Source organism: Caldithrix sp., assembly GCF_056497305.1.
This window is the reverse complement of record NZ_JBSMDE010000163.1, coordinates 1-20,385: the sequence shown is the minus strand read 5'-3', so window position 1 is coordinate 20,385 and position 20,385 is coordinate 1. Positions and strand designations below refer to the sequence as shown.

12 protein-coding genes and 1 tRNA gene are annotated in these 20,385 nt (G+C 45.3%); 10 read left to right on the top strand and 3 right to left on the bottom strand.

Annotated elements, in window-relative coordinates; genetic code table 11:
* Positions 1-88: 88 nt before the first annotated feature.
* The 3 genes from ACWB0I_RS13625 to ACWB0I_RS13615 are packed head-to-tail and all read left to right on the top strand — an operon-like array spanning position 89 to position 5,955.
* Positions 89-3,289, top strand: coding sequence for a PEP/pyruvate-binding domain-containing protein (locus ACWB0I_RS13625; protein WP_479388623.1), 3,201 nt, complete (start codon positions 89-91; stop codon positions 3,287-3,289).
* Positions 3,290-3,326: 37 nt separating this feature from the next.
* Positions 3,327-5,267, top strand: coding sequence for a PAS domain-containing sensor histidine kinase (locus ACWB0I_RS13620; protein WP_479388622.1), 1,941 nt, complete (start codon positions 3,327-3,329; stop codon positions 5,265-5,267).
* Positions 5,268-5,325: 58 nt separating this feature from the next.
* Complete coding sequence (locus ACWB0I_RS13615) at positions 5,326-5,955, top strand: response regulator (RefSeq protein ID WP_479388621.1); 630 nt, start codon at positions 5,326-5,328, stop codon at positions 5,953-5,955.
* A 482-nt stretch (positions 5,956-6,437) separates the two neighbouring features.
* Here the strand turns inward: ACWB0I_RS13615 and ACWB0I_RS13610 are convergent, their stop codons facing one another.
* Positions 6,438-7,535 carry a 6-phosphofructokinase gene (locus tag ACWB0I_RS13610; protein ID WP_479388620.1) on the bottom strand — a complete coding sequence of 366 codons (1,098 nt, stop codon included), beginning with the start codon at positions 7,533-7,535 and terminating at the stop codon, positions 6,438-6,440.
* Positions 7,536-7,757: 222 nt separating this feature from the next.
* On the bottom strand, positions 7,758-11,528 hold the full coding sequence (locus ACWB0I_RS13605; protein WP_479388619.1) for a FlgD immunoglobulin-like domain containing protein: 3,771 nt from the start codon (positions 11,526-11,528) through the stop codon (positions 7,758-7,760).
* A gap of 243 nt (positions 11,529-11,771) precedes the next feature.
* On the opposite strand from ACWB0I_RS13605, the gene ACWB0I_RS13600 reads away from it, so the two are divergent.
* The 6 genes from ACWB0I_RS13600 to ACWB0I_RS13575 all read left to right on the top strand — a co-directional run bounded on the left by ACWB0I_RS13600 (position 11,772) and on the right by ACWB0I_RS13575 (position 18,600).
* Positions 11,772-14,258, top strand: coding sequence for a glycosyl hydrolase family 18 protein (locus tag ACWB0I_RS13600; RefSeq protein ID WP_479388618.1), 2,487 nt, complete (start codon positions 11,772-11,774; stop codon positions 14,256-14,258).
* A gap of 75 nt (positions 14,259-14,333) precedes the next feature.
* The gene (locus ACWB0I_RS13595; RefSeq protein WP_479388617.1) at positions 14,334-15,554 is read left to right on the top strand and encodes a hypothetical protein; all 1,221 of its coding nucleotides are present in this window, start codon (positions 14,334-14,336) and stop codon (positions 15,552-15,554) included.
* A 100-nt stretch (positions 15,555-15,654) separates the two neighbouring features.
* A complete protein-coding gene (locus ACWB0I_RS13590) occupies positions 15,655-16,029 on the top strand; it encodes an NFACT RNA binding domain-containing protein (RefSeq protein ID WP_479388616.1) in 375 nt (124 codons plus the stop codon).
* Positions 16,030-16,037: 8 nt separating this feature from the next.
* Positions 16,038-16,247 carry a hypothetical protein gene (locus tag ACWB0I_RS13585; protein ID WP_479388615.1) on the top strand — a complete coding sequence of 70 codons (210 nt, stop codon included), beginning with the start codon at positions 16,038-16,040 and terminating at the stop codon, positions 16,245-16,247.
* Between the two features lie 41 nt (positions 16,248-16,288).
* Positions 16,289-18,367, top strand: coding sequence for a phosphodiester glycosidase family protein (locus tag ACWB0I_RS13580; RefSeq protein ID WP_479388614.1), 2,079 nt, complete (start codon positions 16,289-16,291; stop codon positions 18,365-18,367).
* Positions 18,368-18,526: 159 nt separating this feature from the next.
* Positions 18,527-18,600 (top strand) — tRNA-Val (locus ACWB0I_RS13575).
* Between the two features lie 69 nt (positions 18,601-18,669).
* Here ACWB0I_RS13575 and ACWB0I_RS13570 read toward each other — a convergent pair.
* Positions 18,670-18,795, bottom strand: a complete 126-nt coding sequence (locus ACWB0I_RS13570; RefSeq protein WP_479388613.1) for a hypothetical protein — start codon at positions 18,793-18,795, stop codon at positions 18,670-18,672.
* Positions 18,796-19,768: 973 nt separating this feature from the next.
* Between ACWB0I_RS13570 and ACWB0I_RS13565 the strand changes: the two genes are divergently transcribed.
* The coding region (locus ACWB0I_RS13565) for a hypothetical protein (protein WP_479388612.1) at positions 19,769-20,385 on the top strand (617 nt) is incomplete at its 3' end.

The window sequence follows — 20,385 nt, the reverse complement described above, 5'->3', positions numbered from 1 at the left end:
CGGTGGCAATTGGCCGCCGGATTTCTTATCTTTGATATTAAGAATTGAACGAATCAACCTTTACAGACATTTAATTTTTGGGTGAAACATGACGCTTAAAAAAAATATCCAATCCATTGATAAATTGATTGATACTCTGGAAGAACGGGTAAAGGAGCTGAATGTTCTCTACGAAATCGAAGAAATTCTTCATCAGGATGACTTGACACTGGATGACATTTTCAATCGCATTGTCAATCTATTGCCTACCGCTTTCCAGTTCCCGGCGATCTGTAAAGTAAAAATCCAGTATCACAACAAAGAATTCATGACCGATTCCTACAAAGATTCGCCTTACGCCATTAATGCGGATTTGATTTTTCAGGAACGTCCGGTGGGCTGGATCCGCGTTTGTTACATCGAAAAAAAACCGGCCTGTGATGTGGGGCCCTTTTTGCTGGATGAAAAACATCTGGTAGATGTTCTGGCTCAACGATTGTCATTTCACATCATGTACATCAAACTCAAGAAAATTTTTGACAAATGGAAGACAACCAAAAAGGGAATTTCGGGGCACCGCTCTGAAGAGTGGGAAGTGATCCTGGAATTATTGAAGCGCACCGATCCCGATCTCTACCTGCGGATTGCTCGCAAAATGTTAAATTTGCTGGTCTGGAAAGGGGTTTCCGAGGCCAATCAGATGCTTCAGCAATTCAATCCCTATGCTACTTCTGATAAGGAATCTAAACTTATCGGTGAAGTAAACGAACCTTTAAAGAAAGAAAGTTCTGCCGATATTAATCGCCGCGCTAAAGAAATATTTGTTCTGGCTTCCAGATATCTGCCACATTCTGAAATATTGAGCAAGATTCAACAATGGATTCAGGAAGATAAAACCAGTTTCCTGGTTCGCGCCACTTCGGACAACAATAGCTCCTTAACCGACATCAGCGAAGCATTACGCCGCTACTATCAGATCAATCCGGAAGGGATGGCCTTAACTCCCTCTACTCTAATCGGTGTGCGGGCCGCTCTGATTCGGCGTTTTTTTACCGACCAGCTGGAATTCATCAACATTGCCAAAAACTATGTACATGTACGCGATTTTTACGAACTGCTAAAACGCATGATCTTCCCCATTGGCAGCCACGGTAAATTAGGTGGTAAGAGCGCGGGTTTGTTTCTGGCTTACAGAATTTTAAAATCTGTGGAAGACCGCAAACAACTGTTTGAGAATATCAAAACGCCAAAAACATGGCATATTACTTCTGATGCCATGATCTACTTTATGCATTACAATAATCTGGATGAGCTTCTGGAGCATAAGTACAAGCCGGTCAGCGAGGTGCGCAAAGAGTATCCTCATGTCATTCAGCTCTTTAAAAACTCCCACTTTCCGCCGGAAATCATTAAAGGGGTGGCCATGGCATTGGATGATTTTGGCGAGCGTCCTTTAATTGTTCGCAGCTCAAGCCTGTTAGAAGATCGTCTGGGTTCGGCTTTTTCCGGCAAATACAAGAGTCTTTTCATTGCCAATCAGGGCAGTAAAGCCGAGCGTCTGGAAGCGTTATTGGACGCCATTGCCGAAGTCTATGCTTCCACCATCGGGCCTGATCCCATTGAATATCGCGCCGAACGTGGCTTACTCGATTTTCACGAAGAGATGGGCATTATGATACAGGAGGTGGTCGGCAAACGGATCGGCGATTATTTTTTACCCGCCTTTGCCGGTGTGGCCTTCAGCAATAATGAGTTCCGCTGGTCTCCGCGCATTAAACGCGAAGACGGTTTGTTGCGTCTGGTCGTTGGCCTGGGAACCAGAGCTGTGGATCGTTTGAGCGATGACTACCCGGTTTTAATCGCTCCCGCTCAACCCGGATTAAGGGCCAATGTGAATGTTGACGAAATCGTACGCTACACTCCGCGCAAGGCCGATGTAATCAACCTAAAAACTCGCCAGTTCGAAACCGTAGAAATTGACACGCTTTTAAAAGAATACGGATATGAGTATCCCATACTGGAAAAGATTGCTTCTGTGTACGATCAGGGCATGTTGCGCAACATCGGTTTCAACACCAGTTTAGAAGACAGTGAACTGGTGATTACCTTTCACGGTTTGATCGAAAACACCAATTTTATTCTGCAAATGAAAGAGGTCCTCAAAACCCTGCAAAACAGGCTGGCTACTCCGGTTGATATTGAATTTGCTCATGACGGAGAGCATTTTTATCTGCTGCAGTGCCGCCCGCAAAGTTATTCCCGATTTGCTGCACCTGCTAAATTCCCTAAAGATGTGCCCGAAAAGCAACTCATCTTTACAGCCAACAAATACATTACCAATGGTATTGTTTCAAACATTAAATTCATCGTTTATGTAAATCCCGAAGCCTACTCGCAGATATCGGACATCAACGAATTAAAAACGGTTGGCCGGGCCGTAAGCGAACTAAACAAGGTTTTACCAAAGCGGCAATTCATTCTGATGGGGCCAGGACGCTGGGGCAGCCGTGGTGACATTAAACTGGGCGTTAACGTCACCTATTCGGATATTAATAACACGGCTGCTTTAATCGAAATCGCCAAACGTAAAGGCAATTACGTTCCCGATCTGTCGTTTGGTACACACTTCTTTCAGGATCTGGTGGAAGCAAACATTAAGTATCTTCCTCTGTATCCGGATGATGAACAAGTCGTTTTTAAAGAAGATTTTTTCACCAAAACGCCCAACGCCCTGTACGAACTTTTACCGGCGTTCACCCATCTGGACAAAGTATTGCATGTGATCGATGTGCCTTCTGAATGCAACGGTCTGTTTTTCCACATTTTGATGAATGGCGACCAGGAAAAAGCCATGGGCCTCATTGCTTCCAAGGAATTCATAATGGATTTAACGCCCCAGGAAGAGAGTAAATTTTTTGGCCAGTCTATTTCAGATCACTGGCAATGGCGTCAACAAATGGCGACCCGGATTGCCGAACAGCTGGACGCCAAACGTTTTGGCGTAAAAGGTCTTTACCTTTTGGGCAGCTCAAAGACAGGCACGGCCCAGGCTGGTAGCGACATCGATCTGCTGGTCCATTTTGCCGGTACGCCTGAACAACGAAGAGAACTGGACAACTGGTTTGAAGGCTGGAGTCTGGCTCTAGACGAAATTAACTATCAACGCACAGGCTACAAAGCCGGTGGGTTGTTAGACATCCAGTACATTACCGATGAAGAAATTATCGATGAAGAAGACATTGCCGATAAATTCAAATATTTGGGACACGATGGTTTTAAAAAGTTGCATTTAGCTAATGAAACGTCTTGAACTTCCGATTTGAGGTAAACCAAAACAATGATAGTACATGGTTGATTCCAGAATCAAAAACTTCATTTTTACAGTGAGTGTATTTTTTTTCCTTTCCATTTCTGCTAACGGTGTTCTCCAACAACTGCATGGACTTAATCCCCCTGGATTGGTGGATCTTTCAGGAATTATTACCTACGCTCCCGGCGTCACCCTGAATGGCCCATTCTCATACATAAGACACATCAATCTGGCAATTTCAGGGGACCTGTTTGTACAAAACGCCTTACTGCCCTGGGCTATCAACGCCCTGTTGCTTGCGCTGATTATCTGGCTTGTATTTAAATGGCAGCAGTACCGCTCGGGTTTGAGCAACATGGCCCGCCTTTTATTTAAGTATTTACCTGAATCCAGGCCTGCGCCTAAAACCTTTAACGAGCTGATCCGTCACATTCAGGAATCGCTGCGTTTGCTTAAGCAACAACAGGTCGAAGCCGAGCAACGCTTTTTGCAGGCCCAGGGTCAGTGGCTCCAGGCTGCGCAAACAATCCAAAAACTGGAACAGCAGCTGGCAGAGCAACATTTCTGGCAGACCTATTTCTGGGAAAACACCGATCTCGCTTTGGCGCTCCTTACCCCTGACCAGCAGATTCTTAAAGCCAATCCGGCTTTTTGCCAGAAGGCGCACTTAACACAAGAAGAACTTTCGGGTCGGAACATAAACACCCTCTTTGACGAATCCACTCCCTTTAAACATCTGTTACCCAGGGATGCACCCTTCAAAACAGAGATTTTGCAACCGGCGCAGCCAATCAAAACCCGGCTGTGGTTCGGGAAAACCGTGTGGTGGCAAATCCACTGGTATTCATTTCCGGTGAACGGGAACCGTTACCAGGCGTTGGTAGTCATTGAGGACCAGACGGAATTAATGACCAAAATTACAGAGCTTGCCCAGCAGGAAAAACATTTTCAATTACTGTTTAACAAAGCCAATGACCCGGTTTTTGTCAATCGTCTGACAACAGATCAACGCTTCGGCAAATTTATTGAAGTTAATCAAAAAGCCATCGACACATACCTTTATTCCAGAGAAGAATTTGAACATTTAAATCCCCTGACCTTAATTCCCCCTGAATACAGAAAATTGCAGCGCGTTATTACGCAACGCCTGTTGGAAGAAGGGCATGTCATCTACGAGATTGAATATCTGCGTAAAGACAAACGCCGCATTCCGGTGGAAATCAACGCTCACCTGTTTTCGTATCATGATCAGCCCACTGTGCTTTCCATTGTTCGGGATGTTTCGGAACGTAAACGAGCGCAACAGACTTTAAAAAACTTTAGTTTGCAATTGCGCAACTTAGCCTCCAGACTACAGGACATTCGCGAAGAAGAACGCTCCATGATCGCCCGTGAAATTCACGACGAACTGGGACAATTGCTCACTGTTTTAAAGATCGAGATTTCTCTACTGTGTCGTCAATTTAGCAACGATAATCCACTGGTACAGAGTAAAGTGGCCACGATTTCAGATTTGATTAACCAGGCTGTGCAAAGCACGCAGCAAATCACAGCTAAATTGCGTCCGGGCATTTTGGACGAAGTCGGCTTAGTCGCGGCTTTGGAATGGCAGGCCCAGGAATTTAGCAAACACACACACATTCCCTGTAAAATTTACGTGCCGGGTCAGGAAATAGAATTAGAAAAAGACAAAGCCACGGCACTGTTTCGCATTTTTCAGGAAGCCTTAACCAACATTGCGCGCCATGCCCAGGCCGAGCGCGTTTCCATCTTTTTAAAAAACACAGAGCAAAAGGTTATTCTGGAGGTTGTGGACAATGGCATAGGAATTAATCGCCAACAAATTGAATCGCCTAAATCCCTGGGACTTTTGGGCATGCGAGAACGGGCCATGGTTTTTGGCGGGCAACTGGAAATTGATGGTGTGCCCGGACAGGGAACGCGCGTTAAAGTTGAATTACCATTCAGAGAGCAATGAGGACGGGGAAAAAGATAGCAGGTGGTTGATTACCTTCTTAAAATGGGAGAGTGAAGAGATGATTCGCATTTTAATTGCAGATGATCATGCCATTGTACGGGCTGGATTAAAACAAATTGTGGCCCAGGAAAAAGATATGCTGGTTGAAGGAGAGGCCGGTTCTGTGGATGAATTACTGCAATTGTTGCCCCAAAAACCCTGGAGCGTTCTGATCCTGGACATTAATATGCCCGGACGGAGCGGTCTGGACGTTCTGAAAGAGATTAAAAAGCGGTTTCCTCAATTGCCGGTTTTAATCTTAAGCATTTACGATGAAGAACAATATGGATTGCGCGCCATCCGCTCCGGAGCGGACGGTTATCTGAAAAAAATAAGTGCGCCGGAAGAACTCATTTCGGCCATCCGCAAATTGGTGAGCGGGGGACGTTACATTAATCCGGCCCTGGCCGAGCGCCTGGCAGACACCTTTACAGGCAAAGTACAGGAAAAAGCACACGAAAAACTCTCTGACCGCGAATACCAGGTGATGCTTATGATTGCTGAAGGAAAAAGTGCGGAAGAGATTAGCGGATTGCTTTCCATCAGTCCACACACCGTGTATTCTTACCGAAACCGCATCCTGCAAAAACTTAACCTTAAATCCAACATCGAACTGACCAAATATGTACTGGAAAACGGATTACTTTAACATTTTCTTTTCGTAGTCTGCGAAAGGCTCAAAATCATAGGCAGCGAAGCCGCAACCAAAAAACTTCTTTAAAAAATGACAGGCTAGTGCCTTGGAACCATTTAACTCATACACTCATATACTTTTAGCTTTACTCCTCCAATAGCAGAAGTCATTTCACTAATTAGCCCTCACCCCCTCAATCCCCCTCTCCCAGAATAAAAGTCTGGGAGAGGGGGAAGACTTTGTGCGAAATTTTCTTAATTGTCCGGTGGCTTTAACCGGTTGGAACGCAGCGGAAATTGCGATTCTCTGGGCATGGGACATCAAACCATTCAACAAATCAACAAATCAACAATTCAACGGTTTTACTTCCTCACACAGCACAAAAATATTCGCATCCCGCTAAGCGGGATTGAACTTTTAAGGGAAGTATTATAAGGCAGAATAACCACAATCACTTTTCAAAAACAATAATGGCCTTTTAAATCAAACAGCGGTTTTCAATCGCCAAAACTGATGCCCAGACCGCGGGCCGTGTGCAATAACTGGTCATTGGGCTGCACATAGTTGTAAGCGGCTACTGCCTCTTCCAGCGGAATGGAACAGATCTCCGGATGTTTGTAAGAAACCATCTTGCCGTACTCTTCGTCCAGAACCATCTCAAAGGCTTTAACGCCAAATTGCGAGGCCAGAATCCGATCGTAAGCCACCGGGGTGCCTCCGCGCTGCAAGTGGCCTAAAATCGTCACACGAATATCTTCTTCAAAACCAGCCTGAACCAGTTCTTCTTTAAGGCGCAATCCAGCGCCGCCCAATTTTTTATTAAGATAGCCCACCTCTTTCGATTCTTCTGCCACAGCTTCACCGCCAATGGGTTTGGCCCCTTCGGCAATGACGATAATTGCAAATCCCCGGCCGCCAACGATTCGACTGCGTAATTTCTCTACCACTTTGTTGATATTGTAGGGAATTTCAGGAATGAGGCAAATTTCGGCGCCGCCGGCCACAGCCGCGTGCAAGGCAATCCATCCGGCATCACGCCCCATTACCTCCAGAATAAAAACACGATTGTGACTCTCAGCTGTAGTGACCAACTTATCTACAGCGTCCGTCGAAATTTCAACCGCTGTCTGAAAACCAAAAGTAAAATCGGTACCCCTCAAATCGTTGTCAATGGTTTTGGGTACACCAATAATATTGAGCCCTTTTTTGTGCAGAGCCAGAGAGATTCTTTGGGATCCATCTCCTCCGATGTTAATCACCGCTTCGATGTTCTGATATTGTAATTTTCTGATCAACTCATCCGAACGATCCACCGTTGTCCATTGGCCATTTTTATCTTTAACCGGCCAGGCAAAGGGACCGCCTTTGTTGGTTGTACCGATAATGGTTCCACCTTTAACGTGAATTCCAGAAACTTTTTTCTCATCAAGGGGAATCAACTCCATAGGTTCGCGCAGAACCCCATTAAACGCCTGATAACTACCCAACACTTCCCAATTGTATTCCTGCGCGGCTCTTTTAACAATAGCTCTGATTACAGCATTCAATCCAGGACAATCTCCACCGCCGGTAACCACCAAAACTCTCTTTTTCATAATGCCCTCGTTCTTTTTTAAACTTACTTCCGTATTGCTTTAGAAAACAGCGGAAAATATACGCTAACAACCCAGCTTGTGCAATTATTATTTGCTAATCACTTTCGTCGGATTTAAATAATACATAAATGGATCGACGGCAGGCAAAATTTAAGTAGGGATTAAAGAAAGTACCAATAGTAATGTTTAAACGAAATAGAAGAAGGGGTCCCCCTTCTTCTATTATTTAATAAAAAGCATGCGTTTACGCTGGACAAAGTTTTGCGCACGCAGGATGTAAAAGTACATACCTGAACTGACCAGCAATCCATTACCGTCTGTGCCATCCCATTTTATCCGATAACTGCCCTGAGCAAGACGATTGTTCAATAGAGTTCGCACTTTTTGTCCTAATGTATTAAAGATGTCAATTTTAACGGTAGCAGCATGTGGCAGATCAAAACGGATGGTTGTGGAACTGTTGAAGGGATTGGGATAATTCTGGTACAGGCTGAATTTCTGAGGGGCATTGATCAAATCCTCAATAGCCGTTAAATCGACTACCGTGAGTTTGAAACTGCTCCTGGAGGTATCCTGACCATCTGTGGCAAACAAGGAGACGGTGGCCACACCACTCCAATTTTGGGACGGAACAACATGCAGCAAAGAATCATCAAGGCTAACCGCTACTTCGGGTTTATTGGATTCGGCCCATAAGGTTAGCGGCTGGCCTTCCGGATCAGAGACCGTAAAGGGCAGATCAAGCGTGCTGTTCATGACGATGGATGTGTCTCGAAATGAACTAATCGACGGATATTCATTGTGCCTGTTGCCGCTCCGGGCCACGCCATACACGCCCGTTTCATGAATAGGGATGGCAAAGAGCGAATCGTTCTGATACTGGGCATCGGCTATTTTAATCCATGTTTGATGATCTTCATCAAACTGGTAAGCTTGCCAGGGATCACTGGCTGCACTGGTAACGGAATCGATTAGAACCAGGCTGGCTGGCTGGGAAAAAGTTACAGGTTGCAAAGTGCTATCCGGGGCCATGGAACCGATGTTTTGTGCAAACTGGACTACATGCTGTTCGTCTTCTATCAGCGGCATTGGCGGCGCTGTACGCACCAAAAAAAGATGCGTGCTGTCCACAAAGGCATTTTCCGGAATGATTAATTGCGAGCCGAAAACATCATCGAGCGTATCGGCGCCGGCCCCCACTTTTTTAGAGAAAGCCAGAAGAGGTTCGAGACGCGTATCATTAAACAGGTAACCAATGGTAATACCTTCCAGATAGTTCTGTTCGCTATTTACTTCTGTAATTTCAAAAAAGCCATTACTAACAACGAGCGTTTCCTGAGGATAGCCAAAGAGCGAATAGCGGGCCGGGATCAAAAAACCGTCAACCGGCCATTGATCTCCAACATGAATAACCCCGTTGATCACAATGCTGTCCAGCTCATGCACTCTAAACTTAAAACCGTACATTTCGTACATACCCGTCTCAGAAGGGATGGTGTACAGATCGCTCAAAAATTCCAGTTTGCCCATGCGTTTTGGTATGTGATAAGAATAGGTAGCATTTACTTTTTTTAGACCACTGTTTTCCGAATTTTTTTCAGATGGAAAGAATTTACTTAAATGGAACTCCAGAAAATTTTTAAGCACCTTTTTTTGCGGACCTTTCACCAATTTTTCCTGCAGGGTGTTCATCAACGTGTGTTTAATTCCATTGGTGGTCAAACCTTTAAACAAGTCGCCGGCCGAAAGGTCTGGCCCGGTCAGACTGGTATTGGGGATGGTCTCAGCCAGATGGCGAATGTGTTGGGCTAAATTCTGCCAGCGTTGTTCATAAGCCTGGAAGTCTTCATCCGTTGCGGTGCCATTAAAAATTCGGTCAAAGAACTTCTGGTTCTCTTTGGCCATTTGCTCGCCATATTTGACAAATTCTTTTAAAGCGCCATAGGCTTTCAGGGGGGTTAATTCTGCCAGGACATCGACAATATCAAATCCTAAAATAAAATTGCTTAAATTAAAATCGTGCCAGCTGACGGCCGGGCCGACAAGTTTAATCTTTTTTTCGGTTAACTGGTTTCCAAGCGCATCCTGATATATTCTAACTTTGGCATAAGACCAGGTATGCGAAGCCGAACGCGTGGGAGAAAAATAAGAGACGCTGGCTTTGCCGTTCTGGCCGTAAATAATGGCATCTACAGTGTTATTGTCGCCGTTTAATGTGCCTGAACTGGCAGCGACATAAACATTACTCCCTTTAGGCGCCGGATTACCGAAAGCATCCTTAACAAAGATGTTGAGCCTGGACAGGTATTTGAACGGGCCCAATGTTGAAGGATGGGACCAGGCTTCCGCTTGTTGGGGGCCAACCAGAACAGGAAAAGAGCCAAAAGCGCTTTCGCGTAATGTATTAACATAAGGATTGACTGAATTTTGATGGATATAACCAATAAACCAATGGGGAGGATTGGAAGTATCCCCCCACCAGCTCCATCCGTAGTAAGGAACCGGGAAAAATTGGAACAGACCGCTGTATTTTTCATCATAGGACAATCCCTGGTAATCCTCACCTTCATAATAGGGGAATCTAAAAGAGATGGAAGGCGCCTGATATTCCACCTCAGCCTCCCCGCCCTCTTCCATTAAAACTATAAAGCAGAGTTCCTTTGAACCGCCCCAGGCTGCCGCTACAACCGTAGGTCCGGTAATCGTTCCCTTTTCGCCCCCATTGAACAGTGTGTTCAACATCAAAGCGACAGGAGCGCCTTTGGGTACGGGTCGGCCATAGCTATCATAGGCTTTTATTTTGATGGTTGCCTTCTCCGAAAAGCCTTCGGAGGCATACACATAGTGCACGTCCCGCCCGCTTTCCGTCTCTATGGCAATTTGATCCACGCCAACCAGAGCAGGGATAATGCTTTTTGATGAATCATATTCCAGAAAAGAAGTGATCAGATAATCATCATACGGTTCCCACCTGGTGGCTCCATAAATTTTTTCAATCACCGAAGTTCCCAGCCCATCGCTAATCACTTCATTGCTGGTGTAAGCCTTCCATGCTTCGTCAATATCCTTGTAAACCTGGTAATATAATAACTCCCTGGCCCAGTCCGTAAATGGAACCATGGTTGTGGGAGGGGGCTGATACCTCAGAGTGACTCGGCCCTGATTTCCAAGTTTTACGTAATACCGACCGCCGCCAGAAAAAGATGTATTAAATTCCGTTGGATAGGAGTAATAAGATGTTCCGGTTTCAGATTTGTCAATAATGGCCTCACCCTCCATATGTCCAAACCTGCAATCAATGCGTAACAAGGCGCCCTGTGGCATGGGTTGATCGAACATATCCACCGCCTGAATCTCCAAATTCACCGGTGGCGCTGTAAATTTTTCGGCTGTAAAAATGTATGGAGTACCGTCTGGAGCCGGGCCGTTCACGATAACTCTATCGTAACTATAGAGCACAGGAAACACACTACTTTTTTTCTTACCGATATTTCCTACTACGTAAGCGGTCTGTTCATCGTTAGCATCCGAAAACTTTACATTGAAGAAAATAAAATACTTGGTGAAATACTTTCGATATTCATTTAGAACATCATCTTCACTGGCATTGGGATTTAAGGCTAAAAAGTTTCTTTTAATATTACTATAGGTGTTAGTCAAAAATTCATCTGGAATGTAATCGATGACCACCTTACCCTGTCCATCGGTTCTGAAAAAAAATGTATTGTAGGTCGAATCCGAATTAAATATCGATTTAAAAAGAGAACTCCCCTCAAAAATACCATTAGATACATCAACTGCCAGCGGAACATTGCCGCCAACAGGCTGGTTGTTACTATCGAAACAGGTGACGGTAATGGTGGCCTGTTTTTTGGTATTTGGTGAGTAGGTAAAGACAAATTCCGGATCACATACCACCAGTACGGAATCGATAGTTTGGGCACATAGCCAGGAAAAGATAGAAGCAAAAACGATAAAAGATCGAATAAACATCGTCCCCCCTTTAATTGTTTATCCAACTATTTTTAACGCGTTGTACGTTTAGAGCAAAATGGAGGCCTTTATGACAATAGCGTGTTCGGAAGTATTAGAAGTATTAAAAATCGTAGTGGGCAGGAAGAATCGTTCAACAAATAATCCTCCATGAATTAAATTAGTTTGATTTTTCCCTATTTTCTGTTAATTTTCCAAAAACTTTAATTATTTAAACTTATTATAATAAAAGGATAATCCGGAATGCACCTTAAATTTCATTTTCTGTCAATTTTCGTGATACTCATCACAACTTTTTGTCTTGAAGCCCAAAATTTCGTCTGGCACAAATCCATTCATCAACTGGAATATGAAGCCCATCAATCTCTTCCCAAAGCGCCCTCTCTGTTTGATTCAACGGGCCGGGGAATTATTCGGCTGGCAAAAGCAGCAGCCGTTCAAAAGCCGTCGATCGCGGTGTTTGGCTATTTACCCTACTGGCAATACATCTCCTCAAAAGATTATTTACAATACGATTTGCTCACTCATCTGGCTGCCTTTGACTTTACTGTCTCGGCCAATGGTAATGTGTCAAAGCCATCGTACTGGCCCTGGACCGATGTGATCAATGCAGCCCATGCCAATGGAGTAAAGGTCATTTTAACAGCCGTAAATTTTAATGCCGATGACATTCACAATCTATTGACGAACCAGACGGCCAAACAGAACTTTTTTAACAACCTGAAGGGTTTGTTAGCCCAATACACTCTTGATGGCGTGAACATTGATTTCGAGGGATTGCACAGTTCCGATCGGGGCTCTTTATTAAATGGTTTTATGGCCGATTTATCGACAGCCATCAAAAATGATTTTCCTGATGCCGAGATCTCCTTTGCCGGCCCGGCGGTCAATTGGGGCGGCTGGGATTTTGCCGGTCTGGCCAATGCCTGTGATTACATCTTTATTATGGGTTATGCTTTTGCAGGCAGCTGGAGTTCGACCAGCGGGCCAAACGCCCCGTTAAGCGGTGGCAGTTACAATATCACCAACACTGTTACGGTGCAGTACGCCTCGGTAACCAATAGCCAACCCGAAAAATTGATCCTGGGCGTGCCCTACTACGGACATCGCTGGAAAACCGCAGGATCTCAGGCGGGCGCCTCGGTTATTGAATTTAAGGAAAGCGTGCGCTTTTCCCAGGCCAAAAAAGAAGCCGATAACTATGGCCGAATCTGGCACTCTAACAGCCAGACGCCCTGGTACCGTTATCAGATTGGCACGCAGTGGTATCAGGTCTGGTTCGACGATGCCCAGAGCCTCGGCTTAAAGTACGATCTGGCTGAGCAAAAAAATTTGCGGGGCATTGGCATGTGGGCCCTTGGATATGATAATCAGCGACAGGAGTTGTGGAACTTATTGCGCCAGCGCTATTTACCGCAAAGCGAACCACAACCCGTTGCGCCCAAAGCCATCTTTGTTTCGGCCGGTCCCCATGCCAATCAGTTACAGGTGACATTGGAAGCGGTGTACGGTGCGCAAGGCTACGAAATTTTTGCAAGTACAGACGGCCAGACCTTTACACTCCTCAAATCTTCTGCAGCCAATCCGATCATCGTTGACAGTTTAGCTGCCAATTCCCTTTATTTTGTAAAGATGCGCAGTTTTAATTCCCATGGCCACAGCGCCTTTTCCCGCGTTCTGGCTGCTTCCACTTCGCTGCAGGGTCCACTGCTTTTAGTGGATGGCTTCGAACGTAATGACCAGGGCCAGAATACGTTCTCTTATTTAATTCAACACGCAGAGGCCTTCTGGGCTCACGGGCAGGCCGTGGCTGCTGCAACCAATGAAGCCATCATTCAGAATATTTGCGTTCTGGATTCCTTTAACCTGGTCGACTGGATGTGTGGTGACGAAAGCCAGGCGGATTTCACGCTAAATGCTACAGAAAAACAGCGCGTTCGGCAATACCTGGAAAACGGCGGTAATTTTTTCATTTCCGGCTCAGAAATCGGTTACGATCTGGTGGAACGCGGCTCGCAAGATGATCGCGACTTTTACCAAAGCTATTTGAAAGCCGATTATGTTGACGATGCGCCGCTGGGTAAAAAAGCGACCTACTATTCCATTCAGGGACTCTCCGGAACCATTTTCGAAACCCTGGGCACGGTTGATTTTGACAATGGTTCGCACGGCACCTACGACGTGGATTGGCCGGATGCCATTTTGCCGCTGGACGGCGCTAAGCTGGGTCTGGCCTTTTCCGGCGTGGAAGTAAGCCATGGCGGTGCGGCCATTTACTACCAGGGTACCTTTGGCAATTCAACCCGCGAAAGTCGCCTTGTCTATTTAACGGTGCCGTTCGAAACCCTTTATCCGGCCCAAAAACGACAGGATCTGGCTGGCGCCATCTTAAATTATTTTAGCCAACCTCTGGCCCTGTCCTGGAACAGCAGCGCCCTGCCCAAATCGTTCCGTTTTATCAGACAATATCCCAATCCTTTTAATAACAGAACCGTTTTTGAGTTCGAGGTAACAAAGAAGATGAGAGTGGAACTGCGTATTTTCAATGCCCTGGGGCAACAGGCCTTTGGGCTCAATCAAACGTTTAGCGCAGGCAGGCATCGATTGCTGTGGAACGGTGAAAACGACCAGGGCAGGAATTTGCCCAGCGGCCTGTATTTCTTTCAGCTTAATGCCCAAGGGGCAAAGAAAACGGCACGCTATTCGGGCAAACTGCTTCTCGTTAAATGAGGTCGAGACTGAAAAGAATGAGCTAAACCTGTTGTTATGAAGTTCAGGTTCAAAATAAACGATGGAGTGAACGCCATGTCTTTCCAGAAGAAGAAGTGGTTGATCCTGTTTTTATTAATGCCTTTAATGGCCAGGCCCTGCACCACGGCTATTGTTTCCGGAAAAGCCACGCCGGACGGCAGGCCGCTGCTCTGGAAACACCGCGATTCGGACCATAAACAAAATGTCATTCGTTTTTTCAGGGAAGGACGATATGCCTATCTTGCGCTGCTTAATGCCAGCGACAGCCTGGGCAAGGAAGTGTGGGCCGGGGTTAACGAAGCAGGCCTGGCTATTATGAATTCCGCCTCCTACAATTTAAAGCCTGACGATGACAGCACAGCGCTTAAAGATCGTGAGGGCGAATTGATGAAAAAAGCCCTGCGCCTGTGTGCTACTTTAGAGGATTTTGAACATTTGCTGGATTCCCTGCCCAAGCCGCTGGGTGTAGAAGCCAATTTTGGTCTAATTGACGCGCATGGCGGCGCGGCTTATTACGAAACCAATAACTTTACTTACAAAAAATTTGATGTCAATGATGCGAATATTGCGCCGCAGGGATACCTGATTCGCACCAATTTTTCCTTTAGCGGAAAATCCGATGGAGGGTACGGCTACATTCGCTACCAGATGGCTGAGCAATTATTTCAACAGGCTAAAAAGGCCGGACAGCTAAATGCGGAATTTATTTTAACCCGGGCCAGCCGCTGCTTAAAACACGCCCTAACCGGCGTGGATTTGACCAGAAGCCGGCAGCAGTTCGTGCCCTTTATCGATTTCATTCCGCGCCGGAGTTCCGTTTCTGTTGTTCTGGTACAGGGCGTTCAGGCGGGAGAAAATCCGGACAAAAGTGTAATGTGGACCATCCTTGGTTTTCCATTGACCGGCGTTAGCCTGCCGCTCTGGGTAGGAAATATGGAAGACATTCCCCGCCTGGTAAGACCGGCAGCGGATCATCTGGCGCCTTTGTGCCAGGCCATCTTAAAGCTCAAAGAGCGATGTTTTCCGATCAAACGGGGCAGCGGGCCCAAATATCTGAATCGGCCAATTTTGTGGAATGAAGCGGGCAAGGGCATTCTGCAGAATATTTTGCCCTTTGAACGTTCCTTGTTTCGTCGCACGGCAAAATTTGAAAAAACGTTACAATGGGATAAGAACGCAAAAGCAGAGATTAAAAGGTTTTACCGCCAGATGGAACAGTGGATAACAGAGTTTTATTGGCAAACTTTTCAACTGAAATTGGTTAATGATTCATAAGTTCAATATAAAACCACGAATTTTACGGATGGACACGAAAATATTTTATGTAATTTAAATAAAAATTCGATAATAATACTTTTTTAAAGTGGACTCATTGATGAAAATTAAAAAATTTAAATCTTCTTCCGGATTGGATATTTGGGTGGGCATGGACGATGTCAGCAATGACCGGTTAACCTTTACAGAGAGCCACGGCAATGATTTGTGGTTTCACGTACACGGTTTTCCTGGCAGCCACGTGATTTTACGCTGTGGCGATGTCGGTCTTGAACCAGACAAGCCAAGCATTCAGGAGGCTGCCCAGCTGGCAGCTTATTTTTCAAAGATGCGCAATGCCAAAAGAGTTGCCGTCCATTACTGCAAGGCATCAGACGTCAAAAAGCCGCGGGGCGCCAGACCGGGCAGCGTGGTTATTCAAAAATTTAAAAAGGTTCTGGTGCAGCCCCGTCTTATTTCTGAAGATGGAGATTAAAAGATTTTATGATGGACTTGCACGCCGACGGATCGACTTCCATTGAAGTGATTTATTCCTTTTCGCGGTTACCTGGAAAATATTTAAGCATGACAGGCAGCGAAGCCTTAATCAAATTAAAAAAAACCCCTTCTCTGCAACGCTTTAAAATCCGGCACCAGAGCAAGTCCATTCCAACACTCAATAGTTTTTTTGCAGTAAAACTTCTTTGTTCTTAAGTTAGAAATAGCTATGCGTTTTACTTGATGAAATAGGCGCTGTGAAGAGTGTACTGATCTTTCTACTTTTAGCCTTTTCTGTTTGGGCTAAATACGAAGTCTTTCTGGATCGCTGCCAGACCATTGGCCCGGGCATGATTTACCGACATCTGTTCGTCGCCGACAAAATGTGGAATATTAACATCCTGGAAATAGACCTCACCAATCCCTACGTCCGCATAGAAACCGTGAAAGCTCAGGACCGGTACATGGCCACCGAGCCGCTCAGCTCCATGGCTAAACGACGTAGTTTTGATGGTCACCAGGTGCTTGCTGCCATCAATGGTGATTTTTTCAGCGCGGATGGCATTCCCAATACCGTGCAGGTTATTCAGGGCCAGATATTACAAAACCCCATCGCCGTTTCCGCAATCGCTTTTGACATCAACAATCGCCCCTGGCTGGGAATGGTTACTTTTAAAGGCCAAATCATAACGCAAAATGGCAATCGGGCCATCGATGGGGTGAATAGAGCGCGTAATCTTGACGAAATCATCCTTTATAACTCCTTTTACGGAGCAAGCACGCAAACCGATAAATGGGGCACCGAGCTTGCGGTTCAGCCCATTACCCCCTGGATTGTCAATGACACCGTGTGGGTGAAGGTAGTGGCCAAATCTTGCATGGTCGGCAACATGAACATCCCCCGGAATGGTGCCGTTATTTCCGGTCAGGGTGAACAGGCCATCGCCTTTTTGAACAACTATGCCGTAGTCGGGGACACTATTGGCCTTCTTTTACAGCTGTCTCCCTCTTTGCCCCGTTTGCGTGAAATGATGGGCGGATTGCCTAAAATTGTAGATGGCGGGAAAAACCGGGCCAGGGAAGGTTTTTTAACAGAACACGGGCCGGTCCACGCCTTTCAAATCCATCCTCGAAGCGCGGTGGGCTTTAACGCCGATTCTTCCAGACTTTATTTCTTTACAGTGGATGGGCGCCGGCCGCCTTTTTTGCGGGGAATGACCCTGCCGGAATTGGCGGACGTGATGATCGATTTTGGCGTAGCCTATGGATTGAACCTGGACGGCGGCGGCTCAACGACCTTTTATTTGCAGGGCGAAATCGTTAATATTCCAACAGAAGGGCATGAACGCCCCATATCTTCAGCTCTGTTAGCTGTTTCCACAGCACCGGCGGAATCTTATGAACATTACCTCGTCTTGCAGCAAATGATCAGCTCTTACTACAATGCGGAATTTCATTTCCCGTTTAATAAGTGGGATAAACTGCTCAATCCGCTGGCCGCCTTAATGCAAAAAATGAGCGACCATTCGGCCCGCATCGGTCGCCAGATGCTTGCTGCCTTGCATCCCGATGCACAATCCGATCGCGTGCTGACTGGAATTTCTCAGGGCGACGTTTCCCATTCCGGGCAACCGGGCTCTCCCCTGAATGCGCGGCAACTTCTGAATCTGCCCGACAAAGTTGTACTGATGAAAACGCCTGAAGGCCCTTTAAGCCTGGCACACTCCTCTTCCCCGCTTTATTTCTTACTGCAGCGTCTGGGATTTGGAGAGACTTACCAGAGCCTGTTTCAATTTATGAATCCTACAGCGGAGAAGGGGCCGGAACAGACAAACCGTTACGCCTATTCTCTACCCTCCACCGAATCCCGGCCATATTTGCCCTCCATACCGGCTTTTTCGCTTACCGATTTAAGCCCTGGCCAGCAGTCCACTGGTCTGAAATCCAATGCACCGTCCTCCTTGTTTTATTTGCAAACGAATGGGGTATCTCTGCAATCTGGCGCTCAAAATGTTTTCTCCCTGGCAGAGGACAGTCTGCTGTTGACCAAAGTCTGGCTTCGATCAAAAATTTTTCAGGCAGACAAAAATCTGGTTATCGAATTAACGCTCAACCAAACGGATGAGGGGCAACCGTTTGTCAGGGAAAACGTTAAGGCGACTGTTTCTCATGGGGCTTCAAATGCTCTGAAAAAGGATGAAAAGTTAACCGTCGTTTACATCTCTCCGCACTACATCACTCGTCCCCTGTTTGATGATGACAGATTTTTGTCCAGCAATGTTGACACGCTTTATCTGGAGAAGAATCGGTTCGTGCTAAAAGGTGAGGCTAAGTAAGTAAAACGGGACGGTTAGCCTGTAGGGGCAGAAATCATGAATTTGTAAAATTCCCCCTTTGTCAGAGCAAACCTTGGCCATTTTTCATGCCATAAATTTCCTATTCCAGGCCAAAAGCGCTTGCTCAAATAATTTTTAATGATTAAATTAGTGGTGTTCGGGCGGTTAGCTCAGCTGGTTAGAGCGCTACGCTCACATCGTAGAGGTCACAGGTTCGAGTCCTGTACCGCCCACTTTGTTCTGCAAACACATCGTATTTCAAACCTTTTTGGGTTAATGCCTAAGTCAGCAGAGCCGCAACCTTAAAAAAAACCGCAAAGGGCGCCCGTCATGCTGCCGGGCAGGCCCGTCTGGCCGTGGTAGCCTGACAGATCTGTACGGCTGTCCAGAGGTCCAGGCAATGAATGATTTAAATTAATTGCCTTCACCTCCTCGATCCCCTTTTTACAGAATAAAAATTTGGAAGAAGGGGAAGGCTTATGAGAGAAATCTTCCCACTGTTGTTGTAAATTTTTTATCTTGGCGCCATTAACGATTATTGGAAATTCGGAATGTCAGCCCGATGTTCATTCAACAATTCAACGGCTTTATTTCCTCACACGGCACAAAATTTTTGCATATCGCTGTGGCGGGATTATATCTTTTACTGAAAGTATTCTAACTTCTTTTAAATTGCACTTAAAATAGGCCCGACAAAAGAGAACATAGAGCAAAAATCTAAAATTGTGCGCCTGTAATGGTCTTTATCTTTTTACCCGACAAACATTGTTCACTTAGCACCGCACTTTTTTTGCGCTAAACTTACGTCAAGTAACTTTATAGATTCTCTGGCTTGAGCATTGGGACAAAGCTGGACAATCGCAATTTAACCAACTGCCTAAAAACTAACCAAAAGGACAGTTTCCAAAGAATAAAATCTATTATATTTTTTATTTGAACTTAATTCCTTCATGGATGAAGATGGGCGAAGATATCTTGCTGATTGTGCCACTCCTGTGCTTAGATTGTAAAATTTCGAGAAAGTTGTTTTTCAAAAATCGTGGCTACTGTAAGTCAGGTGGCGGAGCTGTAGAAAAAATAGCGCCAGATAAATTCATCATTTGCGCTTTCCATAAACACCGTTATTGTCCTACACAGCAAATTTTAAATGCAAATTCTGTATAAACTTCTCTTTCCTGCTCATCTAAAAATGAATATCATTAATGCATAACGCAATACAAGCCTCTTTTTCCAAAAAACGAGCACAGTGTTAGAATACATTGGAAAAGCAGTCGTTGTTAACGCTAGAAAATCGCTATTCTAACTGGTTTGATTTTAGTCTGCGAAGCAATGCCAGTATTTTTCAAATTTAGTATTTCTCAACCATTCTGCAAATTATTTCCAGTCAAAGAAGGGAATAAAATGAGAATATCACTGCTTATTTTATTCACCCTATTGTGCTACTCGTTTTCTTACGAACAATCTCCCACCGAAAAAAAAACAATTTATCATTTTGGTGCCTCATACTATCAATTTACCATCGTTCCTTCAGATCGCGTTATGATTTTCCAGGAAGCGTCCAATGAAAGTGGAGGCCAGTTTGGTTTAAGATTTTCAATCTTTTCAAAAACCAGGAGAAGGAGCGCAATAGTTAACGACTTCGAATTTGATTTTGGTACATTTAATCGGAAAGGCTTTTCAAGCGGGAGTTCCGGTACCATTAGCTTGCAATATTACTTGGGATTTAATACAAAATTTAAAGAAAATATAGCTTCACTAAACACTCTGGTGGGGTTAAACTTTTTGTGGATTTCTGGACAGGAGGGCTATGAAGTTAATCCGCACAGTAACTATCAGGAGTATTACTATGGTGATGATGCCTGGGTGTGGAACTCCATTGGAAACGGCAACAGTGATCCCTATTATGTAAACGGCTATCAATCTTTTTCAATGCTTGCCCCGGCAATAAATCTTTCGTTAAATATTGATGTGGCCTACCCGCTAATTCTTTCAATAGAATATATTGGTGTTTTAAATTC

Bases quoted from the DNA above. Each gene is read 5' to 3' on its own strand.
- ACWB0I_RS13625 (WP_479388623.1), top strand. From the start codon at position 89: ATGACGCTTAAAAAAAATATCCAATCCATTGATAAATTGATTGATACT.
- ACWB0I_RS13620 (WP_479388622.1), top strand. From the start codon at position 3,327: ATGGTTGATTCCAGAATCAAAAACTTCATTTTTACAGTGAGTGTATTT.
- ACWB0I_RS13615 (WP_479388621.1), top strand. From the start codon at position 5,326: ATGATTCGCATTTTAATTGCAGATGATCATGCCATTGTACGGGCTGGA.
- ACWB0I_RS13610 (WP_479388620.1), bottom strand. From the start codon at position 7,535: ATGAAAAAGAGAGTTTTGGTGGTTACCGGCGGTGGAGATTGTCCTGGA.
- ACWB0I_RS13605 (WP_479388619.1), bottom strand. From the start codon at position 11,528: ATGTTTATTCGATCTTTTATCGTTTTTGCTTCTATCTTTTCCTGGCTA.
- ACWB0I_RS13600 (WP_479388618.1), top strand. From the start codon at position 11,772: ATGCACCTTAAATTTCATTTTCTGTCAATTTTCGTGATACTCATCACA.
- ACWB0I_RS13595 (WP_479388617.1), top strand. From the start codon at position 14,334: ATGTCTTTCCAGAAGAAGAAGTGGTTGATCCTGTTTTTATTAATGCCT.
- ACWB0I_RS13590 (WP_479388616.1), top strand. From the start codon at position 15,655: ATGAAAATTAAAAAATTTAAATCTTCTTCCGGATTGGATATTTGGGTG.
- ACWB0I_RS13585 (WP_479388615.1), top strand. From the start codon at position 16,038: ATGATGGACTTGCACGCCGACGGATCGACTTCCATTGAAGTGATTTAT.